Source organism: Amycolatopsis sp. 2-15 (genome assembly GCF_030285625.1).
GTDB classification, from domain to species: domain Bacteria; phylum Actinomycetota; class Actinomycetes; order Mycobacteriales; family Pseudonocardiaceae; genus Amycolatopsis; species Amycolatopsis carbonis.
On the sequence record NZ_CP127294.1, the window covers coordinates 5,059,996 to 5,085,433 of the forward strand.

A 25,438-nucleotide genomic window follows, 5' to 3' on the forward strand; every position below is an offset into this window, starting at 1 on the left:
TACATAGCATGCTATGTTCAGCTCACGGAACCGAGAGGCGACGCAGCATGGTCCGCAAGATTGCCCTCGAGGAACACTTCGGCACTGCCGACCCCGACATCGTCGAGCAGTCGCGCGAGCACTTCACCGAGCAGACGTGGCCGCCGCACCGCCGTCAGTTGCTGGACGTGCAGGACGAGCGCCTGAGGCTGATGGACGAGGCCGGCATCGAGTTCGTCGCGCTTTCCTTGCTGGCGCCCGGAATCCAGGGCCTGCCCGACCGCGCGCAGGCCGTGGACTGGGCGCGGCGCACGAACGATGTCGCCGCCCGGCACGTGGAGCTGAGGCCGGATCGGTTCGCCGCGTTCGCCGCGCTTCCGTTGCAGGATCCCGAAGAAGCCGTCGGCGAGCTGCGCCGCGCAGTGACCGAGCTGGGCTTCAAGGGCGCGCTGGTGAACGGGTTCTCCGAAGTGGACGGTGACCGGATCGCCTATCTCGACGAGCCGCAGTACCGGCCGTTCTGGGCTGCCGTGGAAGACCTGGGGGTGCCGGTGTACCTGCACCCGCGTGATCCGCTGCCGCGCGACAGCCGGATGCTCGAAGGCCACCCGTGGCTCTACGGCTCGGCGTGGGGCTTCTCGGTGGAAACCGGCACGCACGCGTTGCGGCTCATGGCGAGCGGCCTGTTCGACGAACACCCCGGCGTACAGGTGATCCTCGGGCACCTGGGCGAGCTGCTGCCGTTCAACATCTGGCGCACCGATCACCGGCTGAAGGTCAAGCCCGCGGGCATCCCGGCGCGCAAGCCGCTGCGCGAATACCTGCGTGCGAACTTCCACCTCACCACGAGCGGCAACTTCGCCAGGCCCGAGCTGCTGTTCACGATCGACGAGGTCGGCGCCGACCGGGTGCTGTTCTCCGCGGACTACCCGTTCGAGTCGATGGGCGAGGCCGCCGCGTGGTTCGACGCGCTGGACCTCGACCACGAGGTGCACGAGAAGATCGCGGAAGGCAACGCGCGCAAGCTCCTCGAGCTCTGACCGCAAAGGACGGTCAAGGCTTCGACGCCACCACGAGGTCGCGCTCGATCGCCTGGTCCACGCGGTGGGCGAACTCCTCGTACGGCCCGCCTTCGCGCACGTCGAGGCCGGCGCGCGCGAGCACCGCGACGAGTTCCTCGCGCGGCAGGACGTTGAGGTTCCACGAGATCCCGAGCGCCCCGCCCGGGCGGAGCACGCGTGTCCACACGGGAACGGCCGCCGCCAGCAGGTCGCGCGGGCTGCGCGCGAGGCTCGCGTCCTGCGTGCGGTGGCTGCCGTGCTGCACGCCGTACGGCGCGTCGGTCACGATCACGTCCACGGAGTTCGCGCGCAGCAGCTCGTCGGTGGTGAGGGTGTCGGCGTTGAAGTAGGTGAGCCGGCGCGTCTGCCCGCCCTTGTAGTCGTCCTTGTCGAACGCGTACTCGACGTCGAGGCGGCGCCCGAGGCGGACCTTGTTGCGCCGCAGCTGCCCGGAGTCGGCGGTGTGCTTCACGCGCTTGGTGCGCAGCCAGGTCTTGAGGAACTGCTCGTAGGCCTCGAAGTCCTTGCCGTCCACGTCGAGGCCGGTGGCGTCGAAGCCGTACATCACGGCCTGGTTCAGCGTGGTGCCGCGGCCGCACAGCGGGTCGAGCAGCGTCCGCGGGCGGTCGAGCCACCCGGTCGGGTCGGCGGTGGCGAGCAGGGTGACGTTGAGCAGCAGCTTCGTGAACTGCTCATTGGTCTTGCCCGCGTACTTCTGGATCGTCAGCAGGTCCGAGTCCGTCTTCGCCAGCGGCCGCACCAGAACGGGGCGCAGCACGCCGTCGCCCAGCTCGAACAGGGCGTAGAGCGAGGACAGGTTGGACAGCAGCGCCACGTCCGGCTCGCTCAGCGGCACCGGCGTCGAGAACTTGACGTAGCCCACGCCGCCGAGCTCCACCTCCTCGGCCTCCGACAGCTCGGCGGAGAGCCCGGCCGCGCCGAACACCGCCAGCTCGGCCCGCAGCAGCGCGGGCGACGAGGCGGCGTAGACCCGGTTGGCGGACGGGTGAACGAGGATCGCGTACTCAGGCATCCCGCAGAGCGTAGCGTGACGCACTGTGACAGCTACTTTGGCGCAGGACATCGAAGCCGCCGCCGCCCTGCTCGCCGGGGCCACCGACGTGACGCTGCTGGGCCACGTGCGCCCGGACGCCGACGCGCTCGGCAGCGCACTGGCCCTCGGCCACGTGCTGCGCCGGCGCGGCGCCCGCGTGCGCGTGTCCTTCGGCGAGCCCGACGAAGCCCCCGAGACGCTGACCTGGCTCGACGTCGACGGGCTGCTCACCAAGCCCGGCGACCTGCCTGCGTCGGAGCAGTTGCTGGTCGCGCTCGACACCCCGGTGCCCGCGCGTCTGGGCCGGCTCGCCGGACGCGTCGACGCCGTCCGCGCCGCCGGTGGCGCCGTGCTGGTGGTGGACCACCACGCCACCAACGCGTTCTACGGCACGCACCACGTGGTCGACGAGGCCACCGAGGCGACCGCCGTGCTCGTCACGCAGATCATCGAGGCGATGGGTGTCGAGCTGGACGAACCGGCCGCGCGCTGCCTGTACGCGGGGATAGTCACGGACACCAGCGGTTTCCGCCGCGCCCGCCCGGAAACGCACCGGATCGCCGCGCGCCTGCTGGAGGCCGGCGTCGACCCGACGGAGGTGGCGCGGCGGATCGTGGACGACCACCCGTTCGCGTGGCTGCCGATGCTCTCGGCCGTGCTGTCCGAAGCGGAGCTGGAGCCGGAAGCCGCGCAGGGCTTCGGGTTCGTGCACGCGGTGGTGCGCTCGGCCGTCGCGGCGAGCGTGCGGCCGGAGGAGGTGGAGTCGGTGATCGACGTGGTCCGCGCGACGCGGGAGGCCGGCGTCGCCGGGGTGCTGAAGGAGTTCGCGCCCGCCTCGCGGGGTTCGGTGTGGACGGTCTCGCTGCGGTCCGCGGGCCGGGTCGACGTGTCGTCGGTGGCCTCGGAATTCGGCGGCGGCGGGCACCGGATGGCCGCGGGCTGCACGATGGAGGGTACGTCGGACGACGTGCTGGCGCGGCTGCGCGACGCGCTCGGCCGGGCGCCGCTGCTGGGGAACCGGAGTGCCTGAACCCGTCCGGTCCGACGACGAGTTCCCGGCCGGCCCGGCTGCGCGCGTACCCCCGGCTGCGCGCCGCCGTGCACCGCGCGGAGTCCCCCGAGGGCGCGCCGACCTGGCTGGTCACGCGCTACGCCGAGGTCAAGGCCGGCCTCGTCGACCCACGGCTCTCGCCGGACAAGGCGAACTCGTCGTCGCCCCGGACCTCACAGGCGGAGTCCTTTGTGGACGAGGTCCTGCGCCACACGTCCCCGGTGCAGCTCGTCATCCGCCGATTTCCCTTGCCGGACCTCGGAACAGGCGACACCAATGATCCCGGCCGGCGACACCGTCCTGGTCGCCTCGCCTCCGCCCACCGCGACGACACGGTGTTCGAAGCCCCGGACACCTTCGACGCCCACCGCCCCGACAACCCCCACTTCGCCTTCGGCCACGCCCCCACTTCTGCCTCGGCGCACCCCTGGCCCGCCTCGTACTGGAGATCGGCTTCGACACCCTGCTGCGCCGCTTCCCGGCGATGGCCCCGGCCGGCGACCCGGTGTGGCGCTCGTCGCTCCGCAGCCGTGGGCCGGCGACCCTGCCGGTGATCCTGCGCGCTTGACGTCCGGAATGTCGGCCGCGGTCGTTACGCTCCCGGGGTGCCTGATGAAGCCCCGCCTGCTCCGCCCGTGACCTCCGAGGACCGGATCCCCGCGCGCCGGGTGCTCGGGCTCGCCGTGCCCGCGCTGGGGGTGCTCGCTGCGGAGCCGTTGTACGTGCTGGTGGACACGGCGGTGGTGGGGCACCTCGGCGCGCTGCCGCTGGCGGGGCTGGCGCTGGGCGGGGTGGTGCTGTCGCAGATCTCCACGCAGCTCACGTTCCTGTCCTACGGAACGACCTCGCGCACCGCGCGGCTGCACGGCGCCGGGCGGCGGCGCGACGCGGTGAGCGAAGGCGTCCAGGCCACGTGGCTGGCGGTGCTCGTGGGGCTGGTGCTGCTGGTGGCGGGCCAGCTGCTGGCCGGGCCGATCGCCCGGGCGCTGTCGGGCAGTGACGAGATCGCGGCGGAGGCCGTGTCGTGGCTGCGGATCGCGCTGTTCGGGGCGCCGCTGATCCTCGTCACCATGGCCGGCAACGGCTGGATGCGCGGGGTGCAGGACGCGGCCCGCCCGCTGCGCTACGTGCTGGCGGGCAACGGCATCTCGGCCGTGCTGTGCCCGGTGCTCGTCTACGTCGCGGGGCTGGGCCTGGAGGGTTCGGCGATCGCCAACGTCGTGGCGCAGGTGGTTTCGGCGTCGCTGTTCTTCGCGGCGCTGGTGCGCGAGCGCGTGCCGCTGCGGCCGGACTTCGGCGTGATGCGCGCGCAGCTGAGCCTGGGCCGCGATCTCGTGCTGCGCAGCCTCGCGTTCCAGGCGTGTTTCGTCTCGGCGGCGGCCGTGGCGGCGCGCACGTCGACGGAAGCCGTCGGCGCGCACCAGGTCGTGCTGCAGCTGTGGACGTTCCTCTCGCTCGTGCTCGACTCCGTCGCGATCGCCGCGCAGTCGCTCGTCGGCGCGGCCCTGGGCGGGGGAGCCGCGCGGCAGGCGCGCGGGGTCGCGAACCAGATCGTCGCGTACGGGCTGGTGCTCGGCTGCGTCCTGTGCGTGCTCTTCGGCGCGTTGTGGAGCACCCTGCCGCACGCGTTCACGTCCGATCCGGGGGTGCTCGCGGAGATCCCGCACGCGTGGTGGTTCTTCGTGGCGCTGCAACCGATCGCGGGCGTGGTGTTCGCGCTCGACGGCGTGCTGCTGGGCGCCGGCGACGCCGCGTTCCTGCGCACCGCCACGCTCGTCAGCGCGGGCCTGGGCTTCCTGCCGCTGATCTGGCTGTCACTCGCGTTCGGCTGGGGGCTCACGGGCATCTGGACGGGCCTGTCGCTGTTCATGGTGTTCCGTCTGGCCGCCGTGCTGATCCGCTGGCGCTCCGGCCGCTGGGCGGTGGTCGGGGCCGTCCGCGGCGCCTGAGCCCGTGCCAAGGTGGAGCCATGCGCTTCAGCCAGGTCGACGTCTTCACCGATGAGCTCACCCTCGGCAACGCACTCGCCGTGGTGCACGACGCCGAAGGCCTCTCCGACGACAAGATGGCCGCCTTCGCGCGGTGGACCAACCTCAGCGAGACCACGTTCCTGCTCCCGCCGGCGCACGCCGAGGCCGATTACCGCGTGCGGATCTTCACCGTCGAGCGCGAGCTGCCCTTCGCCGGGCACCCCACGCTCGGCTCGGCCCGCGCGTGGCTCGAAGCGGGCGGCACGCCGAAGAGCGAAGATCTCGTGCAGGAGTGCGGTGCCGGCCTGGTCCGCGTGCGGCGCACCGGCGAGCGGCTCGCCTTCGCCGCGCCGCCGCTCACCCGCGGCGGCCCCGTCGCGCCCGAGGACCTCGCCGCCGTCCGGAAAGCCCTGCACCTGGCCGAGAGCGACGTCGTCGACGCGCAGTGGGCCGACAACGGCCCCGGCTGGCTCGCCGTGCTCCTCGCCGATGCCGACGCGGTCCTGGCGGTCGAACGCGACGTCGCGGCGCTCGGGAAGTACAAGGTCGGGATCGTCGGACCCCATCCGGCCGGCTCGCCCGCGGCGTTCGAGGTCCGAGCCTTCACCGGCCAGGTCGAGGACCCGGTGACCGGCAGCCTCAACGCCGCGATCGGCCAATGGCTCATCGCTTCGGGCCGGGCGCCGGAGTCCTACGTGGCCGCGCAGGGCACCCGGCTCGGCCGGCGCGGGCGCGTGCACGTCGAGCGCGCGGAAGGCGACGTTTGGGTGGGCGGCGACACAGTGGTGGGAATCGCCGGTCAAGTGGCGCTGCGGTGAACGGGTGATGTGGCGAATCCCACCGAGGTAACGGCTATGTTTCGAGCTTGCTGAGGCGATACAACGATTGAGGCGGCAGCGTCGTCGTCCTTCCCCGACGACCGCTACCCGCAGGAGGAAACCTTGTCGCCCGGCCGCGCCACCGTCCGGTCCTGGCTCATCTGGCTCACCGCCGTCTTCGTGTACCTGCTCGCCGTGTTCCACCGCACCTCGTTCGGGGTCGCGGGCCTGGAAGCGGCGGACCGGTTCGGCGTCGGCGCCGCGGCGCTCGGCACGTTCACCGTGCTGCAGGTCGGGGTCTACGCCGCCATGCAGATCCCCACCGGCGTGCTCGTCGACCGCTACGGCCCGCGCCGCGTGCTCACCGCCGCCGTGCTCATCCTCGGCACCGGGCAGCTGCTGCTCGGCCTCGCCGAAAGCTACGGCGTCGGCCTGCTCGCCCGCGGCGTGCTCGGCCTGGGCGACGCGCTGACGTTCGTCAGCGTGCTGCGCCTGATCGCCGCCCACTTCCCGGCGCGGCAGTACGCGTTGATCGCGTCGTTCACCTCCGCCGTCGGCTATGTCGGCAACCTCGCCGCCACCGTGCCGCTCACGCTGCTGCTCGCCGGTCCCGGGTGGACGGTCACGTTCGTCTCGGTCGGCGCGCTCACGCTCCTGGTCTCGGTGCCGGTGGTGCTGCGCGTGCGGGACACCCCGCTCGGCGTGCCCGAGCCCGAGCGCAAGCCGGTGCACCCGGCGCTGCTCGCGCGCCAGATCCGCGCCGCGTGGCGCGTGCCCGGCACCCGGCTCGGCTTCTGGACGCACTTCAGCACTATGTTCGCGCCCAACGTGCTCACGCTGCTGTGGGGCGTCCCGTTTCTCGTTGAAGGACAAGGAATCCCGGCCGCCACGGCGAGCGCGATGCTGACCGTGTTCGTGTTCGGCTCGCTGGCCGGCGGCCCGGTGCTGGGCACGGTGATCAGCCGTCATCCGGAGCTGCGGATGCCGATCGTCGGCGGTTACCTCGGCACCGCCGCCGTCACGTGGGCCGTGCTGCTCGGCTGGAACGGGCACGTCCCGCTCGGGGTGCTCGGGCCCGCGTTCGCGCTGTTGTCGCTCGGCGGCCCGGTTTCGATGATCGGCTTCGCGCTGGCGCGGGACTACAACCCGATCGAGCGCGTCGGCACGGCGACCGGTCTCGTGAACGTCGCCGGGTTCGTCGCGACCACGGTCACCTCGCTCGTGGTCGGCGTGCTGCTGCAGTGGACGGGCGGGAACTTCCGCGTGTCCCTGCTGAGCATCGTGGTCGTGCTCGCGCTGGGCACGTGGCGGATGCTCGTGTGGTGGCGCCGCGCCAGGGCGCACGTGTTCGCCGCCGAAGCCCGCGGCGAGGACGTGCCGGTGCGGCTCACGCGCCGGCGCTGGGACGGCGAGGTGCCGGCCGAAGCCGCGGCCGTCGCCGCCTGACAGGTGCTCGCCGGTCCGAACCGGACGGCTCGATAGGGTTCGGCCCGTGTCTCGCCCGAAAGAACCGCGCCGCCCCGCTCCGCCGCCCGGTCTGCTCATCGTCGACAAACCGGCCGGAATGACGTCGCACGACGTCGTGGCGAGGGCTCGCCGGATCATGGGCACCCGCAAGATCGGCCACGCCGGCACGCTCGACCCGATGGCCACCGGCGTGCTGGTGCTCGGCATCGAGCGCGCCACCAAGCTGCTGGGCCACCTGGCGCTCGACCGCAAGACCTACCTCGCGACGCTGTCGCTGGGCAGCTCCACCACCACCGACGACGCCGAGGGCGAGGTGCTCACCGAGGGTGACCCGGCGTTGCTCGCGAAGATCACGGACGAGCAGCTCGCCACCGGCGTCGCCGAGCTCACCGGCGACATCCAGCAGGTGCCCAGCGCCGTCAGCGCCGTGAAGATCGACGGCAAGCGGGCCTACGCGCGGGTGCGCGCGGGCGAAGACGTGGTGCTCCCGCCGCGGCCCGTCACCGTCTACCGCTTCGACGTGCTGGCCACGCGCCGCGAGGACGACCGGATCGAGCTCGACGCCGTGGTCGAGTGCTCGTCGGGCACCTACGTGCGCGCGCTGGCCCGCGACCTCGGCGCCGGGCTCGGCGTCGGCGGGCACCTGCTTGCCTTGCGGCGCACCACGGTCGGGCCCTTCACCCTCGCCCGGGCGCGCACGCTCGACCAGCTCGAGGAGACGCCCGAGCTGTCGCTGGACCTCGACGCCGCCGTCGCCGCGGCCTTCCCTCGCCGCGACGTCGACGCCGCCGAAGCGCAGGCCGTGCGCCACGGCCGGGCCATCCCGGCGGCCGGCATCGACGGGACCTACGGCCTCTTCGCGCCCGACGGCCGGGTGCTCGCCCTGGCCGCCGACACCGAGGGTGTGGCCCGGTCGGTGGTGGTCCTGCTGCCCGCATAGGGTGGTCGCGGTTGGGCGAGAGACCGGCGCGGGGAGAGTTGACGACAGTGCAGCGGTGGCGTGGCCTCGGGGATCTCCCGGGCGGCTGGGGACGGTGCGTGGTCACCATCGGCGTGTTCGACGGCGTGCACCGCGGGCACCAGGTGCTCATCTCGCGCACGGTGCGGGCGGCGGCCGAGCGCGGGGTCCCAAGCGTGGTGCTCACGTTCGACCCGCACCCGTCGGAGGTCCTGCGCCCGGGCAGCCACCCGGCACAGCTGACCACGTTGCGACGCAAGGCCGAGCTCGTGGAGGCCCTCGGCGTCGACGTGTTCGCCGTGCTGCCCTTCACCCTCGAGCTCTCGCGCCTCTCGCCGCACGAGTTCGTGCACGAGGTGCTGGTGGACCGGCTGCACGCCGCCGCCGTGCTGGTGGGCGACAACTTCACCTTCGGCGCCAAGGCAGCGGGCGACGTCACGCTCCTGCGCAAGCTCGGCAGCCGCTTCGGCTTCGTGGCCTACGGCGCGGAGCTGCAGGGCCGTTCGCTGGCCGACGACCGCATCGCCAACGACATCACCTTCTCCTCCACGTACGTGCGCTCGTGCATCGACGCCGGCGACGTGGTGGCCGCGGCCGACGCGCTCGGGCGCCCGCACCGGCTCGAGGGCATCGTCGTGCGCGGCGACGGCCGGGGCCACGACCTCGGCTACCCGACCGCGAACCTGTCGACGCCGCGGTTCGCCGCCGTGCCCGCCGACGGCGTCTACACGGCGTGGTTCACCCGCCTGTCGGACCCGGGGCGGAAGCTGCGGGCCGCGGTGTCGGTGGGCACGAACCCGACGTTCTCGGGCCGTGAGCGCACCGTCGAGGCGTTCGTGCTCGACGTCGACGAGGACTTCTACGGCCAGCACGTGGCGCTGGACTTCGTGACCCGGCTGCGCGACCAGGAGCGGTTCAGCCGGTCCGAGCAGCTGGTGGAGCGGATCGACGACGACGTGGTGCGCACCCGCGAGGTGCTGGGCGCCGAAGACTGACGTGGTTCCCCCGGACGGGGTCCGGCCGGGGGCGGAATGGGCGGTTCCGGCCGCCCGGGCGCGGGTCCGGTGGCAAGATACTCACGGGCGGGTGAAACGGTCCGGGCACGCCGGTCCGGCCGGACGAGGGGACCAAGGGGAGCGGAACTGGTGGAGGACCACAAGATCGTCCAGCGGAACGTCGCGCTGCAGCGGGAGTGGTACGGCGAACCGCTGGGTGACCGGGTGCGCAGACTGGTCGTCGCGTTCGACATCTCGCAGGCCTACCTCGCCGAGGTCCTCGGCATCAGCGCCCCGATGCTCAGCCAGGTGATGAGCGGCCGGCGCGCCAAGATCGGCAACCCCGTAGTGCTCGCCCGCATGATCATGCTCGAGCGCAAGATCCTCGTGCCCGACGTCGCGGCGGGCAACCGCGACGCGATGCAGGCGGCGCTGGAGGACGTGCGCGACTCGCGGCCCACGGTCGGGCGCGACAACATCCCGGTGGGCTCCGACGAGCGGCTCGTGCTCGCCGCGCTGCGCGAGGTCGCCGAGGAGGAGGACCTCACCGAGGCCGCGAAGCGCCTCGACGACGACTTCCCGATCCTCGCCGAGCTCCTGCGCCGCGCCGGGGCCAGCCACTAGCTGTCGTGCGGCTGTTCACCGCGCTGCGCCCGCCGGCCGACGTCGTGGCCGCGGTGGCGCTGTCCCTCGGCGAGCCCGGCCCCGGCCTGCGCTGGTCGCCGCCGGCGGACTGGCACGTCACGCTCGCGTACTACGGCGAAGCCGACCCGGACGAACGGGCCGCCGAGCTCGGCCCCGCGCTGGCCGGCCGCCCCGCGGTCGAGGTCCGGCTGACCGGCCCGGGAACATTTCCCGGCGTGCTGTGGTTGGGCGTCGCGGGGGATGGGCTGACCCGGCTCGCGGAAGCCGCGGGCGTGGACCAGGAGGAGCGTCCCTACCGGGCGCACCTCACGCTGGCGCGGTATCCGCGTGAACGCCGGGACGCGGCCGGACCGTGGACGCGGCGGCTGGCCGGGTTCTCCAGTCGCGAGTGGACCGCCCGCGAGGTGGTGCTCATGGGCAGTGCCGGCACGGTGGGCCCGCGCTACCGGGAGCTGCTGACGTTCCCACTGGGCCCCGCCGGAACGTGAACCGCGCCTGAAGGCACTGATCACACGGCTGGTAACCTTGACAATCGGGTCCGGCTGCAGTCCGTGGCGGCCGAGACCGACTACCCGGCCGCGCAGCGCGGTGCGGGCCCCACGGCACTGATTCAACGAGGAGCAACACCAGTGGCGCTGTCCACCGATGAGAAGAAGTCGATCCTTTCCGAGTACGGCGTGCACGACTCGGACACCGGATCCCCCGAGGCCCAGGTCGCGCTGCTGACCAAGCGCATCGTCGGCCTCACCGAGCACCTCAAGGCTCACAAGCACGACCACCACTCGCGTCGCGGGCTCCTGCTGCTGGTCGGCCGTCGCCGCCGGCTGCTGAACTACGTGATGAAGGTGGACATCGAGCGGTACCGGTCGCTGATCCAGCGGCTCGGCCTGCGCCGATAGCGTGACCCGAGGGGGAGTGACCGGTCCGGTCGCTCCCCCTCGGTGCCAGAAGAGAAGAAACGGCGCGAGCGCGCTGGAGGATCCGTCCGCCGGTCCTCGGTAGTGGTTCCCGGGTGAGAAGACCCGGGGGCTTCGATCGAAGACCGGCCTCATTCCTCGAGCGTCCGCGGGCGAACCGGGTCCCAGGGTGGGAGACTCGCGCCGGACGAAGCACAAAAGAGGAGATACACCCTATGACCGACTCCACCGGAGTCACCGTGCACGAGACCGAAGCCGTGATCGACAACGGCCGGTTCGGCACCCGCACCGTGCGTTTCGAGACGGGCCGCCTGGCCAAGCAGGCCGCCGGCTCCGTCGTCGCGTACCTCGACGAAGAGACCATGCTGCTCTCGGCCACCACGGCGTCGAAGCACCCGAAGGAGCACTTCGACTTCTTCCCGCTGACCGTGGACGTCGAAGAGCGTATGTACGCCGTGGGCCGCATCCCCGGCGCGTTCTTCCGCCGTGAGGGCCGCCCGTCGACCGACGCGATCCTCACCGCCCGCCTGATCGACCGCCCGCTGCGCCCGTCGTTCACCAGCGGTCTGCGCAACGAGATCCAGGTCGTCATCACCGTCCAGAGCCTCAACCCGGACGACCCGTACGACGTGCTGGCGATCAACGCCGCGTCGGCCTCCACCCAGATCGCGGGCCTGCCGTTCTCCGGCCCGGTCGGCGGCGTGCGCGTCGCCCTGATCGAGGACCAGTGGGTCGCGTTCCCGACCTGGTCGCAGCTGGAGAAGGCCACCTTCAACATGGTGGTCGCGGGCCGCATCGTCGGTGACGACGTCGCGATCATGATGGTCGAGGCCGAGGGCACCGAGCACACGCTCGACCTGATCGCCGCCGGCGGCAAGGCGCCCGACGAGGCCGCGGTCGCCGCGGGCCTCGAGGCCGCGAAGCCGTTCATCAAGGTGCTGTGCGAGGCGCAGCAGCGCCTGGCCGCCGACGCCGCGAAGCCGACCGGCGAGTTCCCGCTGTTCCCGGCCTACCAGCCGGACCTGTACGAGGCCGTCGCCGCGATCGCGACCGACGACCTGGCGAAGGCGCTGACCATCGCCGGCAAGCAGGACCGCGACGGCGCGACCGACGAGGTCAAGGCCACCGTGCTGGCGAAGCTCGGCCTGGGCGAGGGCGAGGCCTTCGAGGGTCGCGACGGCGAGGTCGGCGGCGCGTTCAAGGCGCTGACCAAGAAGATCATGCGTCAGCGCGTGCTCACCGAGAAGATCCGCATGGACGGCCGCGGCCTGACCGACATCCGGTCGCTCTCGGCCGAGGTCGCCGTGATCCCGCGGGCGCACGGTTCGGCGCTGTTCGAGCGCGGCGAAACCCAGATCCTGGGCGTCACCACGCTGAACATGCTCCGCATGGAGCAGCAGATCGACTCGCTCTCCCCGGAGACGACGAAGCGCTACCTGCACCACTACAACTTCCCGCCGTTCTCCACCGGTGAGACCGGCCGCGTCGGCTCGCCGAAGCGGCGCGAGATCGGCCACGGCATGCTCGCCGAGCGCGCCCTGGTTCCGGTGCTGCCGAAGCGCGACGAGTTCCCGTACGCGATCCGCCAGGTCTCCGAGGCGCTGGGCTCCAACGGCTCGACGTCGATGGGCTCGGTCTGCGCGTCCACCATGGGCTTGTACAACGCCGGTGTGCCGCTGAAGGCGCCGGTCGCGGGCATCGCGATGGGCCTGGTGTCCGACGAGGTCGACGGCGAGACGCGCTACGTCGCGCTGACCGACATCCTCGGCGCCGAGGACGCACTGGGCGACATGGACTTCAAGGTCGCCGGCACCAAGGACATCATCACCGCGCTGCAGCTCGACACGAAGCTCGACGGCATCCCGTCGGAGGTCCTCGCGGCCGCGCTGAAGCAGGCGAAGGACGCTCGCCTCACCATCCTGGAGGTCATCGCCGAGGCGATCGACGGCCCGGACGAGATGAGCCCGTACGCCCCGCGCGTCACGTCGGTGAAGATCCCGGTCGACAAGATCGGCGAGGTGATCGGCCCGAAGGGCAAGATGATCAACTCGATCACCGAGCAGACCGGTGCCGACATCTCCATCGAGGACGACGGCACGATCTACGTGGGCGCGGCCGACGGCCCGTCGGCGGAGTCGGCGATCGACCTGATCAACGCGATCGCCAACCCGCAGCTGCCGAAGGTCGGCGAGCGCTTCCTGGGCACCGTGGTGAAGACGGCCGCGTTCGGCGCGTTCGTCTCGCTGCTGCCGGGCAAGGACGGCCTTGTCCACATCTCGAAGCTGGGCAACGGCAAACGGATCGCCAAGGTCGAGGACGTGGTCAACGTGGGCGACAAGCTCCGCGTCGAGATCGCCGACATCGACAACCGCGGCAAGATCAGCCTGATCGTGGTCAAGGAGGACGACGCCGCCGAGGCCAAGCCGGCCGAGGGCGCCGAAGGTGCCGACGCCGAGAAGGCCGACGCCCAGTAAGCCTCGTTCAAAAAAAGAAATCCCGTCGAAGGCCTCCTCGCGGAAGAGCGCGAGGAGGCCTTCGCGGCATCGTGAGTAAGGAACCCATGGCACGGCAGGTTTCCGGGCACGAGCAGCCCGTCGGCAGCACCCGCACGCTCGAGTCCACTCCGGACGGTGCGATCGTCAGGCGCAGCGTGCTCCCCGGTGGCCTGCGGGTGATCACCGAGCACGTCCCGGCGTCGCGCTCGGCGACGGTGGGGCTGTGGGTGGGCGTCGGTTCGCGCGACGAGCCGCTCGCCGTCGCGGGGGCCGCGCACTACCTGGAACACCTGCTGTTCAAGGGAACCGCCAACCGGGACGCCACGCAGATCGCCGAGGAGATCGACGCCGTCGGCGGCGAGTTCAACGCGTTCACGGCCAAGGAACACACCTGCTACTACGCGCAGGTGCTCGACGCCGACCTGCCGCTGGCCATGGACCTCGTGACCGACGTGGTCTTCGAGGCGCTGTGCACCGACCGCGACATGGATACCGAGCGCAGCGTGGTGCTCGAAGAGATCGCGATGCGTGACGACGACCCCGAGGACCTGCTGCACGAGACGTTCGTGGGCGCGATCCTCGGCGAGCACCCGCTCGGCCGGCCGGTGCTGGGCACCGAGAAGTCCATCACGGAGATGTCGCCCGCGGCGTTGCGCGGCTTCTACAAGCGCCGCTACACGATGCCGCGGATGGTGCTCGCGGTCGCGGGGAACATCGAGCACAACCAGGTGCTTCGCCTGGTGCGCAAGGCTTTGGGCGATCGGCTCAACGGCGCGGGCTTCCCGGTGCCCCCGCGTGCGGGCCGTGCGCGCATCCAGACCGTGCCGAAGCTGGCGCTGCACACTGACGACACCGAGCAGGCGCACGTGATGCTCGGGCTGCGTTCGCTGCCCCGTCACGACGAGCGGCGCTTCGCGCTGTCGGTGCTCAACGCGGCGCTGGGCGGCGGCATGAGCTCGCGGCTGTTCCAGGAGATCCGGGAGCGGCGCGGGCTCGCGTACCAGGTGTACTCGTCGGTGGCGAGCTACGCCGACACCGGGCACCTGGCCGTGTACGCGGGTTGCCAGCCGGAGCGGCTCGGGCAGGTCGCGGGCGTGATCCGCGAGGTGCTCGACAGCGTCGCCGCCGACGGGCTGACCGACGCCGAGGTGGCGCGCGCCAAGGGGCAGCTGCGGGGCGGCTTGGTGCTGGGGCTGGAGGACACGTCGTCGCGCATGTCCCGCATCGGCAAGAACGAGCTGAACTACGGCCTGTACCTGGGGGTCGACGACACCGTCGCGCGCGTGGATGCGGTGACGACCGAAGAGGTGTGTGCGCTGGCTCGCACTCTGCTGCGCCGCCCCGGTGGGGTGTCGGCCGCGGCGGTGGTGGGGCCGTACGCTCACGCCGACGACCTGCCGGACGATCTGCACGAGGTGATCGCGTCATGACCGACTCCCCGATCCGCGTCGGCGTGCTGGGCGCGCGCGGCCGCATGGGTGCGACGGTGGTGAACGCCGTCGAGGGCGCCGCCGACCTGAAGCTGGTGGCCGCGCTCGACGCGGGAGACGACTTCACGCCGCTGGGCGAGGCCCAGGTGGTGGTGGACTTCACCCACCCCGACGCCGTGATGGACAACCTGCGGTACTTGATCGAGCACGACCTGCACGCCGTGGTCGGCACGACCGGGTTCAGCGAGGAGCGGCTGGCGGAAGTACGTTCGCTGCTGGCCGAGAAGCCTTCGCTGGGCGTGCTGGTCGCGCCGAACTTCGCGCTGGGCGCGGTGCTGGCGATGCGCTTCGCGGCTCAGGCGGCGCGGTTCTACGCGTCGGCCGAGATCATCGAGCTGCACCACAATCGCAAGGCCGACGCCCCGTCGGGCACCGCGTCGCACACCGCGCGCATGATCGGCGAGGCGCGCGCGGCCGCAGGCCTGGAACCGGGTCCGGACGCCACGACGTCCGAACTGGATGGTGCCCGCGGCGCCCGTGTCGCCGAGGTCCCCGTGCACTCCGTGCGGCTGCCGGGCTTGGTGGCGCACGAGGAGATCCTGTTCGGCGGCGAGGGGGAGACCCTGACCATCCGGCACGACTCGCTGGACCGCACGTCGTTCATGCCCGGGGTGCTGCTGGGCGTGCGTTCGGTGGTGTCGCGCCCCGGCCTCACGGTCGGCCTGGAGAACGTGCTCGACCTGTGAGGGCCCGCAACGTCGCGCTGCTGCTGACCGCGGCGCTGGTCGTCTACCTGGTCCTGCTGGCCGACCGGGCGGTGGAGCTGTTCGCCACCGGTTCGCCCGCGGGCATCGCGCTCGGTGTCGGCGTGTTCGTGCTGCCGGTGCTGGGTGTGTGGATCGTCGTGGCCACCTGGCGTTCCGGCCTGCAGATCCAGCGCCTCTCGCGCCGCCTCGACGCCGAGGGTGCGCTGCCCGATGTGTCCGACCTCCCGCGCCGCCCGTCGGGCCGCGTCGACCGCACCGCCGCCGACGCCTGGTTCGACGCCCGCCGTGAGGAAGTCCAGGCCAACTCCGAGGACTGGCGCGCGTGGTACCGCCTCGCGTACGCCTACGACATCGCGGGTGACCGCCGCCGCGCCAGGGCGACGATGCGCAAGGCCGTGGAACTGGAAGCCGCGGACCGCTGAAGACCGCGGGTTTCGCGGGGCCGCTGCGCGCTCAAACTGGGGTCGCCGCGGAGTAGGGGTTGCCCTTCCGCGGCGTCCGTGCGGGGCGGCGATTCCGGCTCGGCTCGCTCAGTGCATCCAGCCCGTGAGCAGCGCCGGTGACGCCGCCAGCAGGCTGAACCGCACCCAGCGGCCCGCGAGCCCGGCGGCCAGGAACGTGACCAGCCGCATCCGGACCATGCCCGCGAGCACACTCGTCGCCATGAAGGGCGGGAGGCCGATGAGCGAGCTGACGCCGTAGGTGCCCGCCATCCAGTGCGGGTGGCGCTGGCAGCGTTCGCGCAGGGCTTCGATCTTGGAGCGCAGCACCTTGGTGCGCCGGTGCCACCGGTCGCGGCGGGCGCTGGGGGCGTGTTCGCGGTGGAGGCGGTGGTGGAGGCGGTCGTGCAAAAGCGGCGGGAGCCGGATGGTGCCGCGGGCAGCGAGGTAGTACAGCAGCTTGCCGGCGATCTGCCCGACCGCGACGGCCGCGCCGAGCCACAACCAGTGCGGGTTGTGCTGGCTGGCGCAGAGACCGACCACGAACAGTTCCGCGTTCACGACCGGCACGATCGCCGAGCCGAACGCGACGCCGAGCGTCACGAGCAACCAGCCCATCGTGCCTCCCCCTTGGTGTGACCCCCTGAAGTGATCCTCGTCATTCGAGGCTAGCAGTCGTCACGAAAAGGTCACGGGGGCTAACCCCCTTATTCCGGCGGGTGCTGACTCCAGAAGATCACCTGGACGTTCGGTTCAGGACACCTCGGACTGCCACCATTCGGGCGTGACCGACGTGCCCTTCGCCGATCGCTTCGCCGGGTTCTGCGCGGCCGTCGTCCGAGTCCTGCCCTTCGGGCTTTCGCGCCTCGTCGCGCCGAGCTTTCTCGGGTTCGTGATCATCAACGGGTTCACGTTCGGCGTCGACCTCGGGCTGCTGACGGTGTTCCACGGCAGCTTCGGCTGGCCGGTCTGGCTGGCGATCAGCGTGTCCTACGTGCTCGCGTTCGGGCTCAGCTTCGTGCTCAACCGCGCGCTGAACTTCCGCTCGCACGCGCCCGTCGGGCGGCAGGCGGTGCTGTACGTGGTGGCGATCGGGGTGAACTACGCGACGTTCCTGCTGGGCGTGGGCGCCGGGCTGGCCGCGCTGGGCATGGAGTACCACCTGTCGCGGCTGATCGCGGGGGCCTGCGAGGGCGTGTTCATGTACTCGGTGATGCGCTGGGTCGTCTTCGCGAAGCGCGAAGAGCCCGCCTTCAGTGCGTGAGCTCCAGCTGCAACGTGCCGGTGAGGCGCACTTCGCGCAGCATGCCGCGGCCGGTGTCGAGCGTGCGGACGGTCCCGTCGGGCGCCCAGCCCGCGCGGCGGTAGAAGCCGAGCGTCGGGTGGTCCGACTGCGCGACCCACGTGACGCCGCGGTCGAGCCCGTCTGACCGCAGGTCGGCGGTGGCCGTGCCGAGCAGACGGCCGGCGTGCCCGCGCCGGCCCCAGCGCGGCTCGACGACGAGCGTCGCGATCAGCGCGGTGGTGGCGGCGTCGGGCGGGGCGGTGCCGTCGGCGGTGGCGATCTCGTCGATGGGCGCGGGGCCGGCCACGCAGTAGCCGACGGTGAACTCGCCTTCCACCGCGAGGTACACCCGCGTGCCGGGGAACTCGATGGTCTCGGCCCACGTGCCTTCGAGGTCGGCGGCGTCGAGCGCGTCGATGGCCTCGGCGCCCAGCAGGTCGGTGTAGGCCGCCCGCCAGGTGAGACGCTGGATGCGGGCGATCTCCGCGGCATCGGACAGGCTCGCGGGACGGACTTCGGCGGCACTCACGCGGGGGAATCTACCGCCCGCCGTCGCGGAAACTGTCGGGGGCGGCTGGCACGATGGCGGGACCATGCAGACGATCAGCCTTCAAGCGGCCCGCCGCACCGCGCTGGCCGCCCAGGGGTTCGCCGACGCGCGCCCCGCCGCGCCGCCCACCCGCCGGCACCTGGCCAAGGTGCTTTCGCGCGTCCAGCTGCTGCAGCTGGACTCCGTGAACGTCGCCGTGCGCGCGCATTACATGCCTGTGTTCTCGCGCCTGGGCGCCTACGACCAGGCGCTCGTCGACGACGCCGCCTGGGCCGACACCGCGCGCAGACCGCGCATGCTCGTGGAGTCGTGGGCCCACGAGGCGAGCCTGCTGCCCGTCGAAGACTGGCCGCTCCTGCGCTCCGGCGCCAAACGCGACGGCTGGTGGCGCAACTACACCCGCGTCGTCGAAACCGTGCCGGGCCTGATCGACGACGTGCTCGCCATCGTCAAGGAACACGGCCCCATCGGCGCGGGCGCCATCGAGAAGGTGCTCGAAGCGGAGGTCGCCGGGCGGGGGCCCGGTGCGTGGTGGGAACGCTCGGTGGTCAAGAAGGCGTGCGAGTACCTGTTCGGCCTCGGCCGCCTGTCCACGGGCACGCGCCGGTCGTTCGAACGTCTCTACGACCTGACCGAACGGGTGGTGCCGCCGGCGATCCTGTCCCGGCAGATGTCGGCCGAGGAGGGTGCCCGCGGCCTGATCGACCGCTCCGCCCGCGCCTTGGGCGTCGCCACGGAGACCGACCTGCGCGACTACTACCGGCTCGGCCCGGACGTCGCGCGCCAGGCTGTCGCGGAGCTGGTCGAAGCGGGCACCCTGGAACCCGTCCAGGTCCGCGACTGGCGCGGCATCGCCTACCGGCACACGGCCGCCCGCACGCCGCGTGCTGTGACCGGGCGGGCCCTGCTGTGCCCGTTCGACCCGCTCATCTGGGAACGCGCTCGCACTGAGCGGCTCTTCGGCTTCCGCTACCGCATCGAGATCTACGTGCCGGAACCCAAGCGGCTCTACGGCTACTACGTTTTCCCGTTCCTTCTCGACGGTTCCCTGGTCGCTCGCGTGGACCTCAAGTCCGACCGCGCGGCCGGCGTGCTGCGCGTGCAGGGCTCCTTCGCCGAGGAGGGCGCCGACGTGCCGCGGGTCGCCGCCGAGCTGGCGGCCGAGCTGGCGCACATGGCGGAGTGGCTCGGCCTGGCCGGCGTCGCGGTCGGCCCGCGCGGCGACCTGGCGGGGCCGCTGGCGCGCGCGGTGCGCTGACTGGCGCCTGAACGCGTTGCGGGGCAAGGAGTTCGGTCCGGAGGTGGCTGGCGAGAAGTGGCGGGCCGCTATGGATCCCTGGCGCCGGGGGAGCCGCTCACCTGGCCGCAGGGCCGGTTCCCGTGGCGTGGTGCCTTGGTGCGGTTGTCACGTGTGCTGCGGTCTGCCGAATCCGAACGCATTGCGGGGCGAGGCCCTTCGCCGGAGCCGGTTGTGTCGCTTGAAGGTGCCGGCCGCACGGGCGCTGGGCAGATAGCGGGAGAGCCGTTTCGGTGTCACAGCGACGTTGGTGGCGAGTGCGGTGCGCCGAGCCGGCCCTGAATCCGTTGCCCGGCAGGGATCTCGCGCCGATGTTGGTCGCCGGCGACCAACATCGGCCGCTGATCAACGCGCAGGTGCCGCCCGAGCAACGCAGTTGCCGCCGCGAGCTGATTCCGGACGGAATACCCTGCGGGACAAGGACTTCGCGCCAAAATAGCTGCAGCTGCGAAGCGGCGGGCCGGACCGGATGCCTCGGTCCGGCCCGCCGCCTCCCCCTTAGCCGGCCGCGCGGGTCACCACCGCGTTGCCCGTGCCGGTGCGGGCGCGGACGCGCAGGGTGGCGCCCGCTTCGGGCGGCACGTCGGACACGTCCAGCTCGCTGTGGACGCGGCCCGCGGACGAGGCCAGCTCGACCTCGGCCGCGACGCCGCGGCGGATGCCCACGCGGACTTCGCCGGAGCCGGTGATCAGGTCGACCGAGCCGGAGGACGCTTCGGCGACGGAGAGATCTCCGCTGCCGGTGCGGGCCATGACTTCGCCCGTGACGGAGCCGAGCCAGACGTTGCCGGTACCGGTGGCCAGCGTCGCGGAGCCGGAGACGGACGCCGCCTCCACCGAGCCGCTGCCGGTGCGCAGCTGGAGGCCGGCGGGCGTCGGGCCGAGCTTCACGCGGCCCGTGCCGGTGCGCACGATGGCGGCGCCGTCGGCCTGTTCCAGCGTGACCTCGCCGGAGCCGGTCAGGATGTCGGCGCGCCCGGCCGTGCCGGTGACCGTGACGTCGGCGGCGCCGGCGCGCACCTCCACGTGGGAGCCCTTCGGCGCGTGCACGGTGACGGACACCGGCACGTTCCGCAGCTGCCACGCCTTCGCCGCCCGCACCACGAGCCGGTTGCCGGTCTTCTCGATGCGCGCCTGGCGCACCGCGTCGGCCGGCGAGGCGTCCGCGGTCACGCCCAGCTGGTCACCGAAACGCTCGCCAACCCAAGAGAGCAAGTTGTTCACCCCGCTGACCCACGGCGGCTGCTCACCGGCGTCGTGCCGCAGCTCGACCCGGGCGCCGGACTCGCGGTCCAGCACCAGTTCCACGCGGCCGATCGTCACGCCGACGTCGAGCTCCAGCGGGCCGTCGGCCTCGAACTCCGACGAACGCGCCAGCGGATCGTCCGAAGTGGACGAACCAAGATCGGCCGAAGCGACGGCCTCCTCCGCCGCACCCGCGACGGCTTCCTCGGCGGCTTCGTCCCCATGGGACTTGTCTTCACTCATCGTCGCATCCCCCTCCTAGCTCTGAACCCAGCCGTGCAGCTTGGTTTCCGAGCGGCCGCCCGTGTGGTGCCGCTGCTGGTGGTGCTGCGCCTGGCCGAGTGCGCCCTGCACGGCCTGGGCGACGAACGTGTTGAGCGAGACCCCCTGCGCGGCCGCCGCCTGCTCGGCCTGGCTCTTGATCTGCTCCACGAGCCGCAGCGTGATGCGCGAGATGTCCCCGCCGTCGAGGGGCGGGGTAGGCGTGCGCGGCTGGTCCGCCCGCGCCGGCTCGCCGGATTCGGGCGCGCCGGTCACGACGACGCGCACGTCGCGGCCGTCGAGCCGGACGTCCACGACCTGGCCCGGCAGGGCGGCGGTCACCTCGGCGGCGAGGTCGGCCAGCGCGTTCATCAACGTCAGCCGGGCCGAGGGTTCGAGTGCGGACGACAGGAGAGCGGCCGTGCGCCGGGTCTGCTCGTCCCCGGCGGAGGCCGTGTTCGCGAGGTCTTCGCGAAGGTTCGCGATATACGGCGTCAGGTCCATGACACCACTATGACGTCATCTATGACGTCAGTCAAGGAAGCCGTGACGGCACGTGGTGTCACGCCGGCATCGAACACACAAGCGGTTAGAGTGCGGGCCGGGAGAGCCGCAAGCCGGAGAGGGAGTGCTGACGTGGTCGAGACCGTGTCGCCCAGAGTGCAACTGGTCGCGAAAACGGAGTTCTTCCCACCGGAGGACGTGCCGTGGACGACGGACGCCGACGGGGGGCAGGCCCTGGCCGAGTTCGCCGGGCGCGCCTGTTACCAGTCGTGGAAGAAGCCGAACCCGAAGACGGCCACCAACGCCGGCTACCTCGACCACATCATCGAGGTCGGCCACCTTTCCGTGCTGGAGCACGGTTCCGTGAGCTTCTACATCACCGGCCTCTCGCGCTCGCTCACCCACGAGCTGATCCGCCACCGCCACTTCTCCTACTCGCAGCTCTCGCAGCGCTACGTCCCCGAGCGCGACGCGGCCTTCGTCGAGCCCGATGTGATCGCGAACGACCCCGAGCTGCACGAGAAGTTCCTCAAGGCCGCGCAGGCCAGTGCCGACGCCTACACCGAGCTGCTCGCCGGGCTCGAGGAGAAGTTCGCCGACGCGCCGAGCGCCACACTGCGCCGCAAGCAGGCCCGCCAGGCCGCTCGTTCCGTGCTCCCGAACGCCACTGAGACGCGCATCGTCGTCACCGGCAATTACCGCGCCTGGCGCCACTTCGTCGCCATGCGGGCCACCGAGCACGCCGACGTCGAGATCCGCGCGCTGGCCATCGAGTGCCTGCGGGAGCTGCAGAAGGCGGCGGGCAACGTGTTCGCCGACTTCACCATCTCCACCCTGCCCGACGGCACCGAGGTCGCCTCGAGCCCGAAGGTGCTCGAAGGCTGATGAAACGACTCGCGATCGACGTCCGCCCGGGCGACTACTCGGTAGTGCGCCTGCCCGCCGACGCACCGGTGCCCGCAGACCTGCTCGACCCGGCCGGGCCCGCGCTCGTGTCCGTGACCCGCACGCCGGAGGAGCTTTCGGTGATCTGCCCGACGGGCCGCGAGCCCTCGGGCGGCGTCGTCGAGCACGGCTGGCGCCTGATGAGCGTGCGCGGCCCGCTGGAGTTCACGCTCACCGGCGTGATCTCGGCGCTCGCGTCCGAGCTCGCCGCCGCCGGCGTCGCCCTGTTCTCACTGTCCACATTCGACACCGACCACATCCTCGTGCGCGCCGCCGAGCTCGACCGCGCGGTGAAGGCGTTCCGCGACGCAGGCCACGAGGTCGGCCTGCCTGCCTGAAACCGGCCGCGACGGTTCTCCGCCCGCGAAGACGGAGGACCGTCGCGGCCGGTACGGCCAACCGGCTGGTGGTCGAGCGCACCCTTGCCCTGGAAAGTTCGGCGTGCCTAAACTTCGAGTTGGGATATCCGACAGACGGAGGGCGACGTGATGGCGGTGGCGGAAGCGGTCCGGCCCCGGCGGCTCGCCCGCCTGCGCGCGGGCTCGGCCCTGCTCGGTCCGGCGTTCGTCGCCTCCGTGGCGTACGTGGACCCGGGCAACGTCGCGTCGAACATCAGCGCGGGCGCGCGGTTCGGGTACCTGCTGGTGTGGGTGATCGTCGCGGCGAACCTGATGGCCGTGCTGGTGCAGTACCTGTCGGCGAAGCTCGGCCTGGTCACCGGCCGGTCGCTGCCCGAGGCGCTGCGCGAACGGCTGCCCCGGTCGGCGCGCCTGGCGTATTGGGCGCAGGCCGAGGTGGTCGCCGTGGCCACCGACCTGGCCGAGGTCGTCGGCGGCGCCATCGCGCTGAACCTGCTGTTCGACCTGCCGCTCGTGATCGGCGGCCTGATCACCGGACTGGTGTCACTGACGCTGCTGGCGGTGCAGGACCGCGGTGGCCAGCGGACGTTCGAACGGGTGGTGACCGGCCTGCTCGCCGTGATCGCCATCGGCTTCCTGGCGAGCCTGTTCGTGGAGCCGCCCTCGGCTTCGGGGATCGCGAGCGGGCTCGTGCCGCGCTTCGACGGCGCCGACAGCGTGCTGATCGCCGCCGCCATGCTCGGCGCCACCGTGATGCCGCACGCGGTCTACCTGCACTCCGGTCTCGTCCGCGACCGCCACGGCACGCCCGCGCCCGAGAAGCGGCGACGCCTGCTTCGCGCCACTCGCTACGACGTCGGCTTCGCGATGCTGCTCGCCGGCGCGGTCAACCTCGGCATGCTGCTGCTGGCCGCCACGAACCTGCAGGGCCTGCCCGGCGTCGACTCGATCGAGGGCGCGCACGGCGCCGTCGCCACGGCGCTCGGCCCGACCATCGCGCTGCTGTTCGCGATCGGGCTGCTGGCCTCCGGCCTCGCGTCCACGTCGGTGGGCGCCTACGCGGGCGCGATGATCATGCAGGGCTTGCTGCGCAAGAAGTTCCCGATCCTCGTGCGCCGGCTCGTCACGCTCACGCCCGCGATCGTGGTGCTCGCGCTGGGCGCCGACCCGAGCGCCGCGCTGGTGGTGTCGCAAGTGGTGCTGTCGTTCGGCATCCCGTTCGCGCTCGTGCCGCTCATCCGTCTCACGTCGGACGCGCAGCTCATGGGCACCGACGTGAACCGGCGGATCACCACGGTGCTGGCCTGGGGTGTCGCGGCCGTGATCATCACGCTGAACGTCGCGCTCATCTACCTCACCGTCGCGGGCTGAAACCGGGCTGAGACCCGGAGGAACCGGCGTGGGCCTCGCGCGGTCCGACTAGCATCTGCGCGACCCCGAACGAGGAGCCCGGCCCCGTGACCGACGAACAGACGCGTCCGTACGACCCGACCCGCCCGGCGCCCGGGCCGCGGCTCGTCGCGGGCCGTTACCTGCTGCTGGGCGAGCTCGGCCGCGGCGGCATGGGTGTGGTGTGGCGCGCGCAGGACCAGGTGATCGGCCGCCAGGTCGCCATCAAGGAGCTCAGGCTTCCGGACACCGAGGGCCAGGCGGTCTTCTCCGAACGCGTGCTGCGCGAAGTGCGCGCCGGCGGGCGGCTCAACGACCCGGCCGTGGTCACGGTCTTCGACGTGGTCACCGACAACGGCACCACGTTCATCGTGATGGAGCTCGTCGAGGCCCCGACGCTGGCCGACCTCGTGCGCCGCCAGGGCCCGATGCCGGCCGCGCACGTCGCGGTGATCGGCGACCGCGTGCTCGCCGCCCTGCAGGCCGCGCACGCCGCCGGGATCGTGCACCGCGACGTGAAGCCCGCCAACATCATGGTCGCGCCCGACGGCCGCGTGAAACTCACCGACTTCGGCATCGCCCACGCCATCGACGACCCGCGCCTCACCACGAGCGGGGTGATCGTGGGCTCGCCGGCGTTCATGGCGCCCGAACGCGTCGAGGGCCGCGAAGCCATGCCCGAGTCCGACCTGTGGTCACTCGGCGCGACGCTGTTCTTCGCCGTGGAGGGCATCGTCGCGTTCGAACGCCCGACCACGGCCGCGACGCTGCACGCGATCATGACCGAGGTCCCGTACCTCACCCGCGGCCAGGGCCCGCTCGCCGCGGCGATCCTCGGGCTGCTGGTGGCCAAGCCGGAGGCCCGGCTCACGGCCCCGCAGGCCCGCAACCTGCTCGCCACCGCGGCCGGTCAATCGCCCACACCGCCGTCGGGCAGCACCGCCCCGGCACTCAGCACCGCCCCGACCCGCGTCGCGGCTTCGCCGAAGCGGTCCCGCCGCGGCTGGTGGCTCGCCGGCGCCGCCGTACTCACCGTCGCCGCGCTGGTCGGCGGCTTTTTCCTCGGCAAACCCGTGTGGACGCCGAAGGCCGACCCGCAGCTGCAGCCCACCGTCACCTACGGCCCCGGCGGCTTCCTCAAAGCGGAAATCGGCACCTACTACCGCTGCTTCAACGCGGCGGTGCAGCAAGGCGCCGTGATCAGCGACGACAACAGCGCGACGTGCGAGAAGCCCCACACCCTGGAGGTCTACGACATCGGCTCGGTGCTGCCCGTCGAGAGCTACACCGACGACGACGCGAAGGTCGCCGCCTACCCCGGCCTCGAGTCCGCCAGCCGGCTCGCCGAAGCGCGCTGCACGGCGTCGTTCCACTCGTCCGCGGTACCCGAGCAGCAGCGCACAGGCCTCACCTACCAGGCGATCGTGCCCACGCAGCAGGAGTGGGAGCTGGTGCCCACGGAGGACCACCGGGACTACCACCGCGACTTCTACTGCGTGCTCGCGAAGCCCGGCAACGCCCAGATCCCGGCGCAGATCACCACCAAGATCAAGTGA

26 protein-coding genes are annotated in these 25,438 nt (G+C 72.0%); 20 read left to right on the forward strand and 6 right to left on the reverse strand.

Annotated elements, in window-relative coordinates; all coding sequences use genetic code 11:
* Positions 1 to 47: 47 nt before the first annotated feature.
* A complete protein-coding gene (locus QRX50_RS25145; protein ID WP_285965642.1) occupies positions 48 to 1,019 on the forward strand; it encodes an amidohydrolase family protein in 972 nt (323 codons plus the stop codon).
* A gap of 13 nt (positions 1,020 to 1,032) precedes the next feature.
* Here the strand turns inward: QRX50_RS25145 and QRX50_RS25150 are convergent, their stop codons facing one another.
* Entirely contained in the window at positions 1,033 to 2,073 is a 1,041-nt protein-coding gene (locus QRX50_RS25150) for a TRM11 family SAM-dependent methyltransferase (RefSeq protein ID WP_285965643.1), read from the reverse strand.
* Positions 2,074 to 2,098: 25 nt separating this feature from the next.
* Here QRX50_RS25150 and QRX50_RS25155 point away from each other — a divergent pair, with 25 nt between their 5' ends.
* On the forward strand, positions 2,099 to 3,124 hold the full coding sequence (locus QRX50_RS25155; protein ID WP_285965644.1) for a DHH family phosphoesterase: 1,026 nt from the start codon (positions 2,099 to 2,101) through the stop codon (positions 3,122 to 3,124).
* Between the two features lie 194 nt (positions 3,125 to 3,318).
* Here QRX50_RS25155 and QRX50_RS25160 read toward each other — a convergent pair whose 3' ends face one another.
* Positions 3,319 to 3,546, reverse strand: a complete 228-nt coding sequence (locus QRX50_RS25160) for a hypothetical protein (protein ID WP_285965645.1) — start codon at positions 3,544 to 3,546, stop codon at positions 3,319 to 3,321.
* A gap of 204 nt (positions 3,547 to 3,750) precedes the next feature.
* On the opposite strand from QRX50_RS25160, the gene QRX50_RS25165 reads away from it, so the two are divergent.
* The 12 genes from QRX50_RS25165 (at position 3,751) to QRX50_RS25220 (ending at position 16,029) form a co-directional block, all read left to right on the forward strand.
* Complete coding sequence (locus tag QRX50_RS25165) at positions 3,751 to 5,094, forward strand: MATE family efflux transporter (protein ID WP_434533136.1); 1,344 nt, start codon at positions 3,751 to 3,753, stop codon at positions 5,092 to 5,094.
* 20 nt (positions 5,095 to 5,114) lie between these two features.
* Entirely contained in the window at positions 5,115 to 5,933 is an 819-nt protein-coding gene (locus QRX50_RS25170) for a PhzF family phenazine biosynthesis protein (protein WP_285965646.1), read from the forward strand.
* A 123-nt stretch (positions 5,934 to 6,056) separates the two neighbouring features.
* Positions 6,057 to 7,379 (forward strand): MFS transporter, encoded by a 1,323-nt coding sequence (locus QRX50_RS25175; RefSeq protein WP_285965647.1) that lies wholly within the window; start codon positions 6,057 to 6,059, stop codon positions 7,377 to 7,379.
* Positions 7,380 to 7,497: 118 nt separating this feature from the next.
* A complete protein-coding gene (gene truB / locus QRX50_RS25180; RefSeq protein WP_434533361.1) occupies positions 7,498 to 8,340 on the forward strand; it encodes a tRNA pseudouridine(55) synthase TruB in 843 nt (280 codons plus the stop codon).
* A 47-nt stretch (positions 8,341 to 8,387) separates the two neighbouring features.
* Positions 8,388 to 9,353: a bifunctional riboflavin kinase/FAD synthetase gene (locus QRX50_RS25185; protein ID WP_285974553.1), complete on the forward strand. Its 966-nt coding sequence runs from the start codon at positions 8,388 to 8,390 to the stop codon at positions 9,351 to 9,353.
* A 150-nt stretch (positions 9,354 to 9,503) separates the two neighbouring features.
* A complete protein-coding gene (locus tag QRX50_RS25190; RefSeq protein ID WP_285965649.1) occupies positions 9,504 to 9,977 on the forward strand; it encodes a helix-turn-helix domain-containing protein in 474 nt (157 codons plus the stop codon).
* Between the two features lie 5 nt (positions 9,978 to 9,982).
* Positions 9,983 to 10,486, forward strand: coding sequence for an RNA 2',3'-cyclic phosphodiesterase (gene thpR / locus QRX50_RS25195; RefSeq protein WP_285965650.1), 504 nt, complete (start codon positions 9,983 to 9,985; stop codon positions 10,484 to 10,486).
* A 141-nt stretch (positions 10,487 to 10,627) separates the two neighbouring features.
* A complete protein-coding gene (gene rpsO / locus QRX50_RS25200) occupies positions 10,628 to 10,897 on the forward strand; it encodes a 30S ribosomal protein S15 (RefSeq protein ID WP_285965651.1) in 270 nt (89 codons plus the stop codon).
* Between the two features lie 233 nt (positions 10,898 to 11,130).
* On the forward strand, positions 11,131 to 13,389 hold the full coding sequence (locus QRX50_RS25205; RefSeq protein WP_285965652.1) for a polyribonucleotide nucleotidyltransferase: 2,259 nt from the start codon (positions 11,131 to 11,133) through the stop codon (positions 13,387 to 13,389).
* An 86-nt stretch (positions 13,390 to 13,475) separates the two neighbouring features.
* Positions 13,476 to 14,840, forward strand: coding sequence for a M16 family metallopeptidase (locus tag QRX50_RS25210; protein ID WP_285974554.1), 1,365 nt, complete (start codon positions 13,476 to 13,478; stop codon positions 14,838 to 14,840).
* Positions 14,837 to 15,586 carry a 4-hydroxy-tetrahydrodipicolinate reductase gene (gene dapB, locus QRX50_RS25215; protein WP_285965653.1) on the forward strand — a complete coding sequence of 250 codons (750 nt, stop codon included), beginning with the start codon at positions 14,837 to 14,839 and terminating at the stop codon, positions 15,584 to 15,586. The genes QRX50_RS25210 and dapB overlap by 4 nt, the downstream gene beginning before the upstream one ends.
* Entirely contained in the window at positions 15,583 to 16,029 is a 447-nt protein-coding gene (locus QRX50_RS25220; protein WP_285965654.1) for a tetratricopeptide repeat protein, read from the forward strand. Before dapB ends, QRX50_RS25220 begins: the two co-directional genes overlap by 4 nt.
* Before the next feature lie 108 nt (positions 16,030 to 16,137).
* On the opposite strand, the gene QRX50_RS25225 is transcribed toward QRX50_RS25220, so the two are convergent.
* Positions 16,138 to 16,665, reverse strand: coding sequence for a YqaA family protein (locus QRX50_RS25225; RefSeq protein WP_285965655.1), 528 nt, complete (start codon positions 16,663 to 16,665; stop codon positions 16,138 to 16,140).
* 166 nt (positions 16,666 to 16,831) lie between these two features.
* Between QRX50_RS25225 and QRX50_RS25230 the strand changes: the two genes are divergently transcribed.
* On the forward strand, positions 16,832 to 17,311 hold the full coding sequence (locus tag QRX50_RS25230; protein ID WP_285965656.1) for a GtrA family protein: 480 nt from the start codon (positions 16,832 to 16,834) through the stop codon (positions 17,309 to 17,311).
* Here QRX50_RS25230 and QRX50_RS25235 read toward each other — a convergent pair.
* Positions 17,301 to 17,861, reverse strand: coding sequence for a GNAT family N-acetyltransferase (locus QRX50_RS25235; RefSeq protein WP_285965657.1), 561 nt, complete (start codon positions 17,859 to 17,861; stop codon positions 17,301 to 17,303). The two genes, QRX50_RS25230 and QRX50_RS25235, sit on opposite strands and share 11 nt — an antisense overlap.
* 64 nt (positions 17,862 to 17,925) lie before the next feature.
* Between QRX50_RS25235 and QRX50_RS25240 the strand changes: the two genes are divergently transcribed.
* Positions 17,926 to 19,140 (forward strand): winged helix-turn-helix domain-containing protein, encoded by a 1,215-nt coding sequence (locus tag QRX50_RS25240; protein ID WP_285965658.1) that lies wholly within the window; start codon positions 17,926 to 17,928, stop codon positions 19,138 to 19,140.
* Between the two features lie 537 nt (positions 19,141 to 19,677).
* Here the strand turns inward: QRX50_RS25240 and QRX50_RS25245 are convergent.
* Both QRX50_RS25245 and QRX50_RS25250 read right to left on the reverse strand, forming a co-directional pair.
* Complete coding sequence (locus QRX50_RS25245) at positions 19,678 to 20,667, reverse strand: DUF4097 family beta strand repeat-containing protein (protein WP_285965659.1); 990 nt, start codon at positions 20,665 to 20,667, stop codon at positions 19,678 to 19,680.
* Positions 20,668 to 20,682: 15 nt separating this feature from the next.
* Complete coding sequence (locus QRX50_RS25250) at positions 20,683 to 21,189, reverse strand: toxin-antitoxin system HicB family antitoxin (RefSeq protein ID WP_285965660.1); 507 nt, start codon at positions 21,187 to 21,189, stop codon at positions 20,683 to 20,685.
* Between the two features lie 132 nt (positions 21,190 to 21,321).
* On the opposite strand from QRX50_RS25250, the gene thyX reads away from it, so the two are divergent.
* The 4 genes from thyX to QRX50_RS25270 all read left to right on the forward strand — a co-directional run bounded on the left by thyX (position 21,322) and on the right by QRX50_RS25270 (position 25,438).
* A complete protein-coding gene (gene thyX, locus QRX50_RS25255) occupies positions 21,322 to 22,074 on the forward strand; it encodes an FAD-dependent thymidylate synthase (protein ID WP_285965661.1) in 753 nt (250 codons plus the stop codon).
* Positions 22,074 to 22,472, forward strand: a complete 399-nt coding sequence (locus QRX50_RS25260; RefSeq protein ID WP_285965662.1) for an ACT domain-containing protein — start codon at positions 22,074 to 22,076, stop codon at positions 22,470 to 22,472. The genes thyX and QRX50_RS25260 overlap by 1 nt, the downstream gene beginning before the upstream one ends.
* 150 nt (positions 22,473 to 22,622) lie before the next feature.
* Complete coding sequence (locus QRX50_RS25265; protein ID WP_285965663.1) at positions 22,623 to 23,864, forward strand: Nramp family divalent metal transporter; 1,242 nt, start codon at positions 22,623 to 22,625, stop codon at positions 23,862 to 23,864.
* An 86-nt stretch (positions 23,865 to 23,950) separates the two neighbouring features.
* Positions 23,951 to 25,438, forward strand: a complete 1,488-nt coding sequence (locus QRX50_RS25270; RefSeq protein ID WP_285965664.1) for a serine/threonine-protein kinase — start codon at positions 23,951 to 23,953, stop codon at positions 25,436 to 25,438.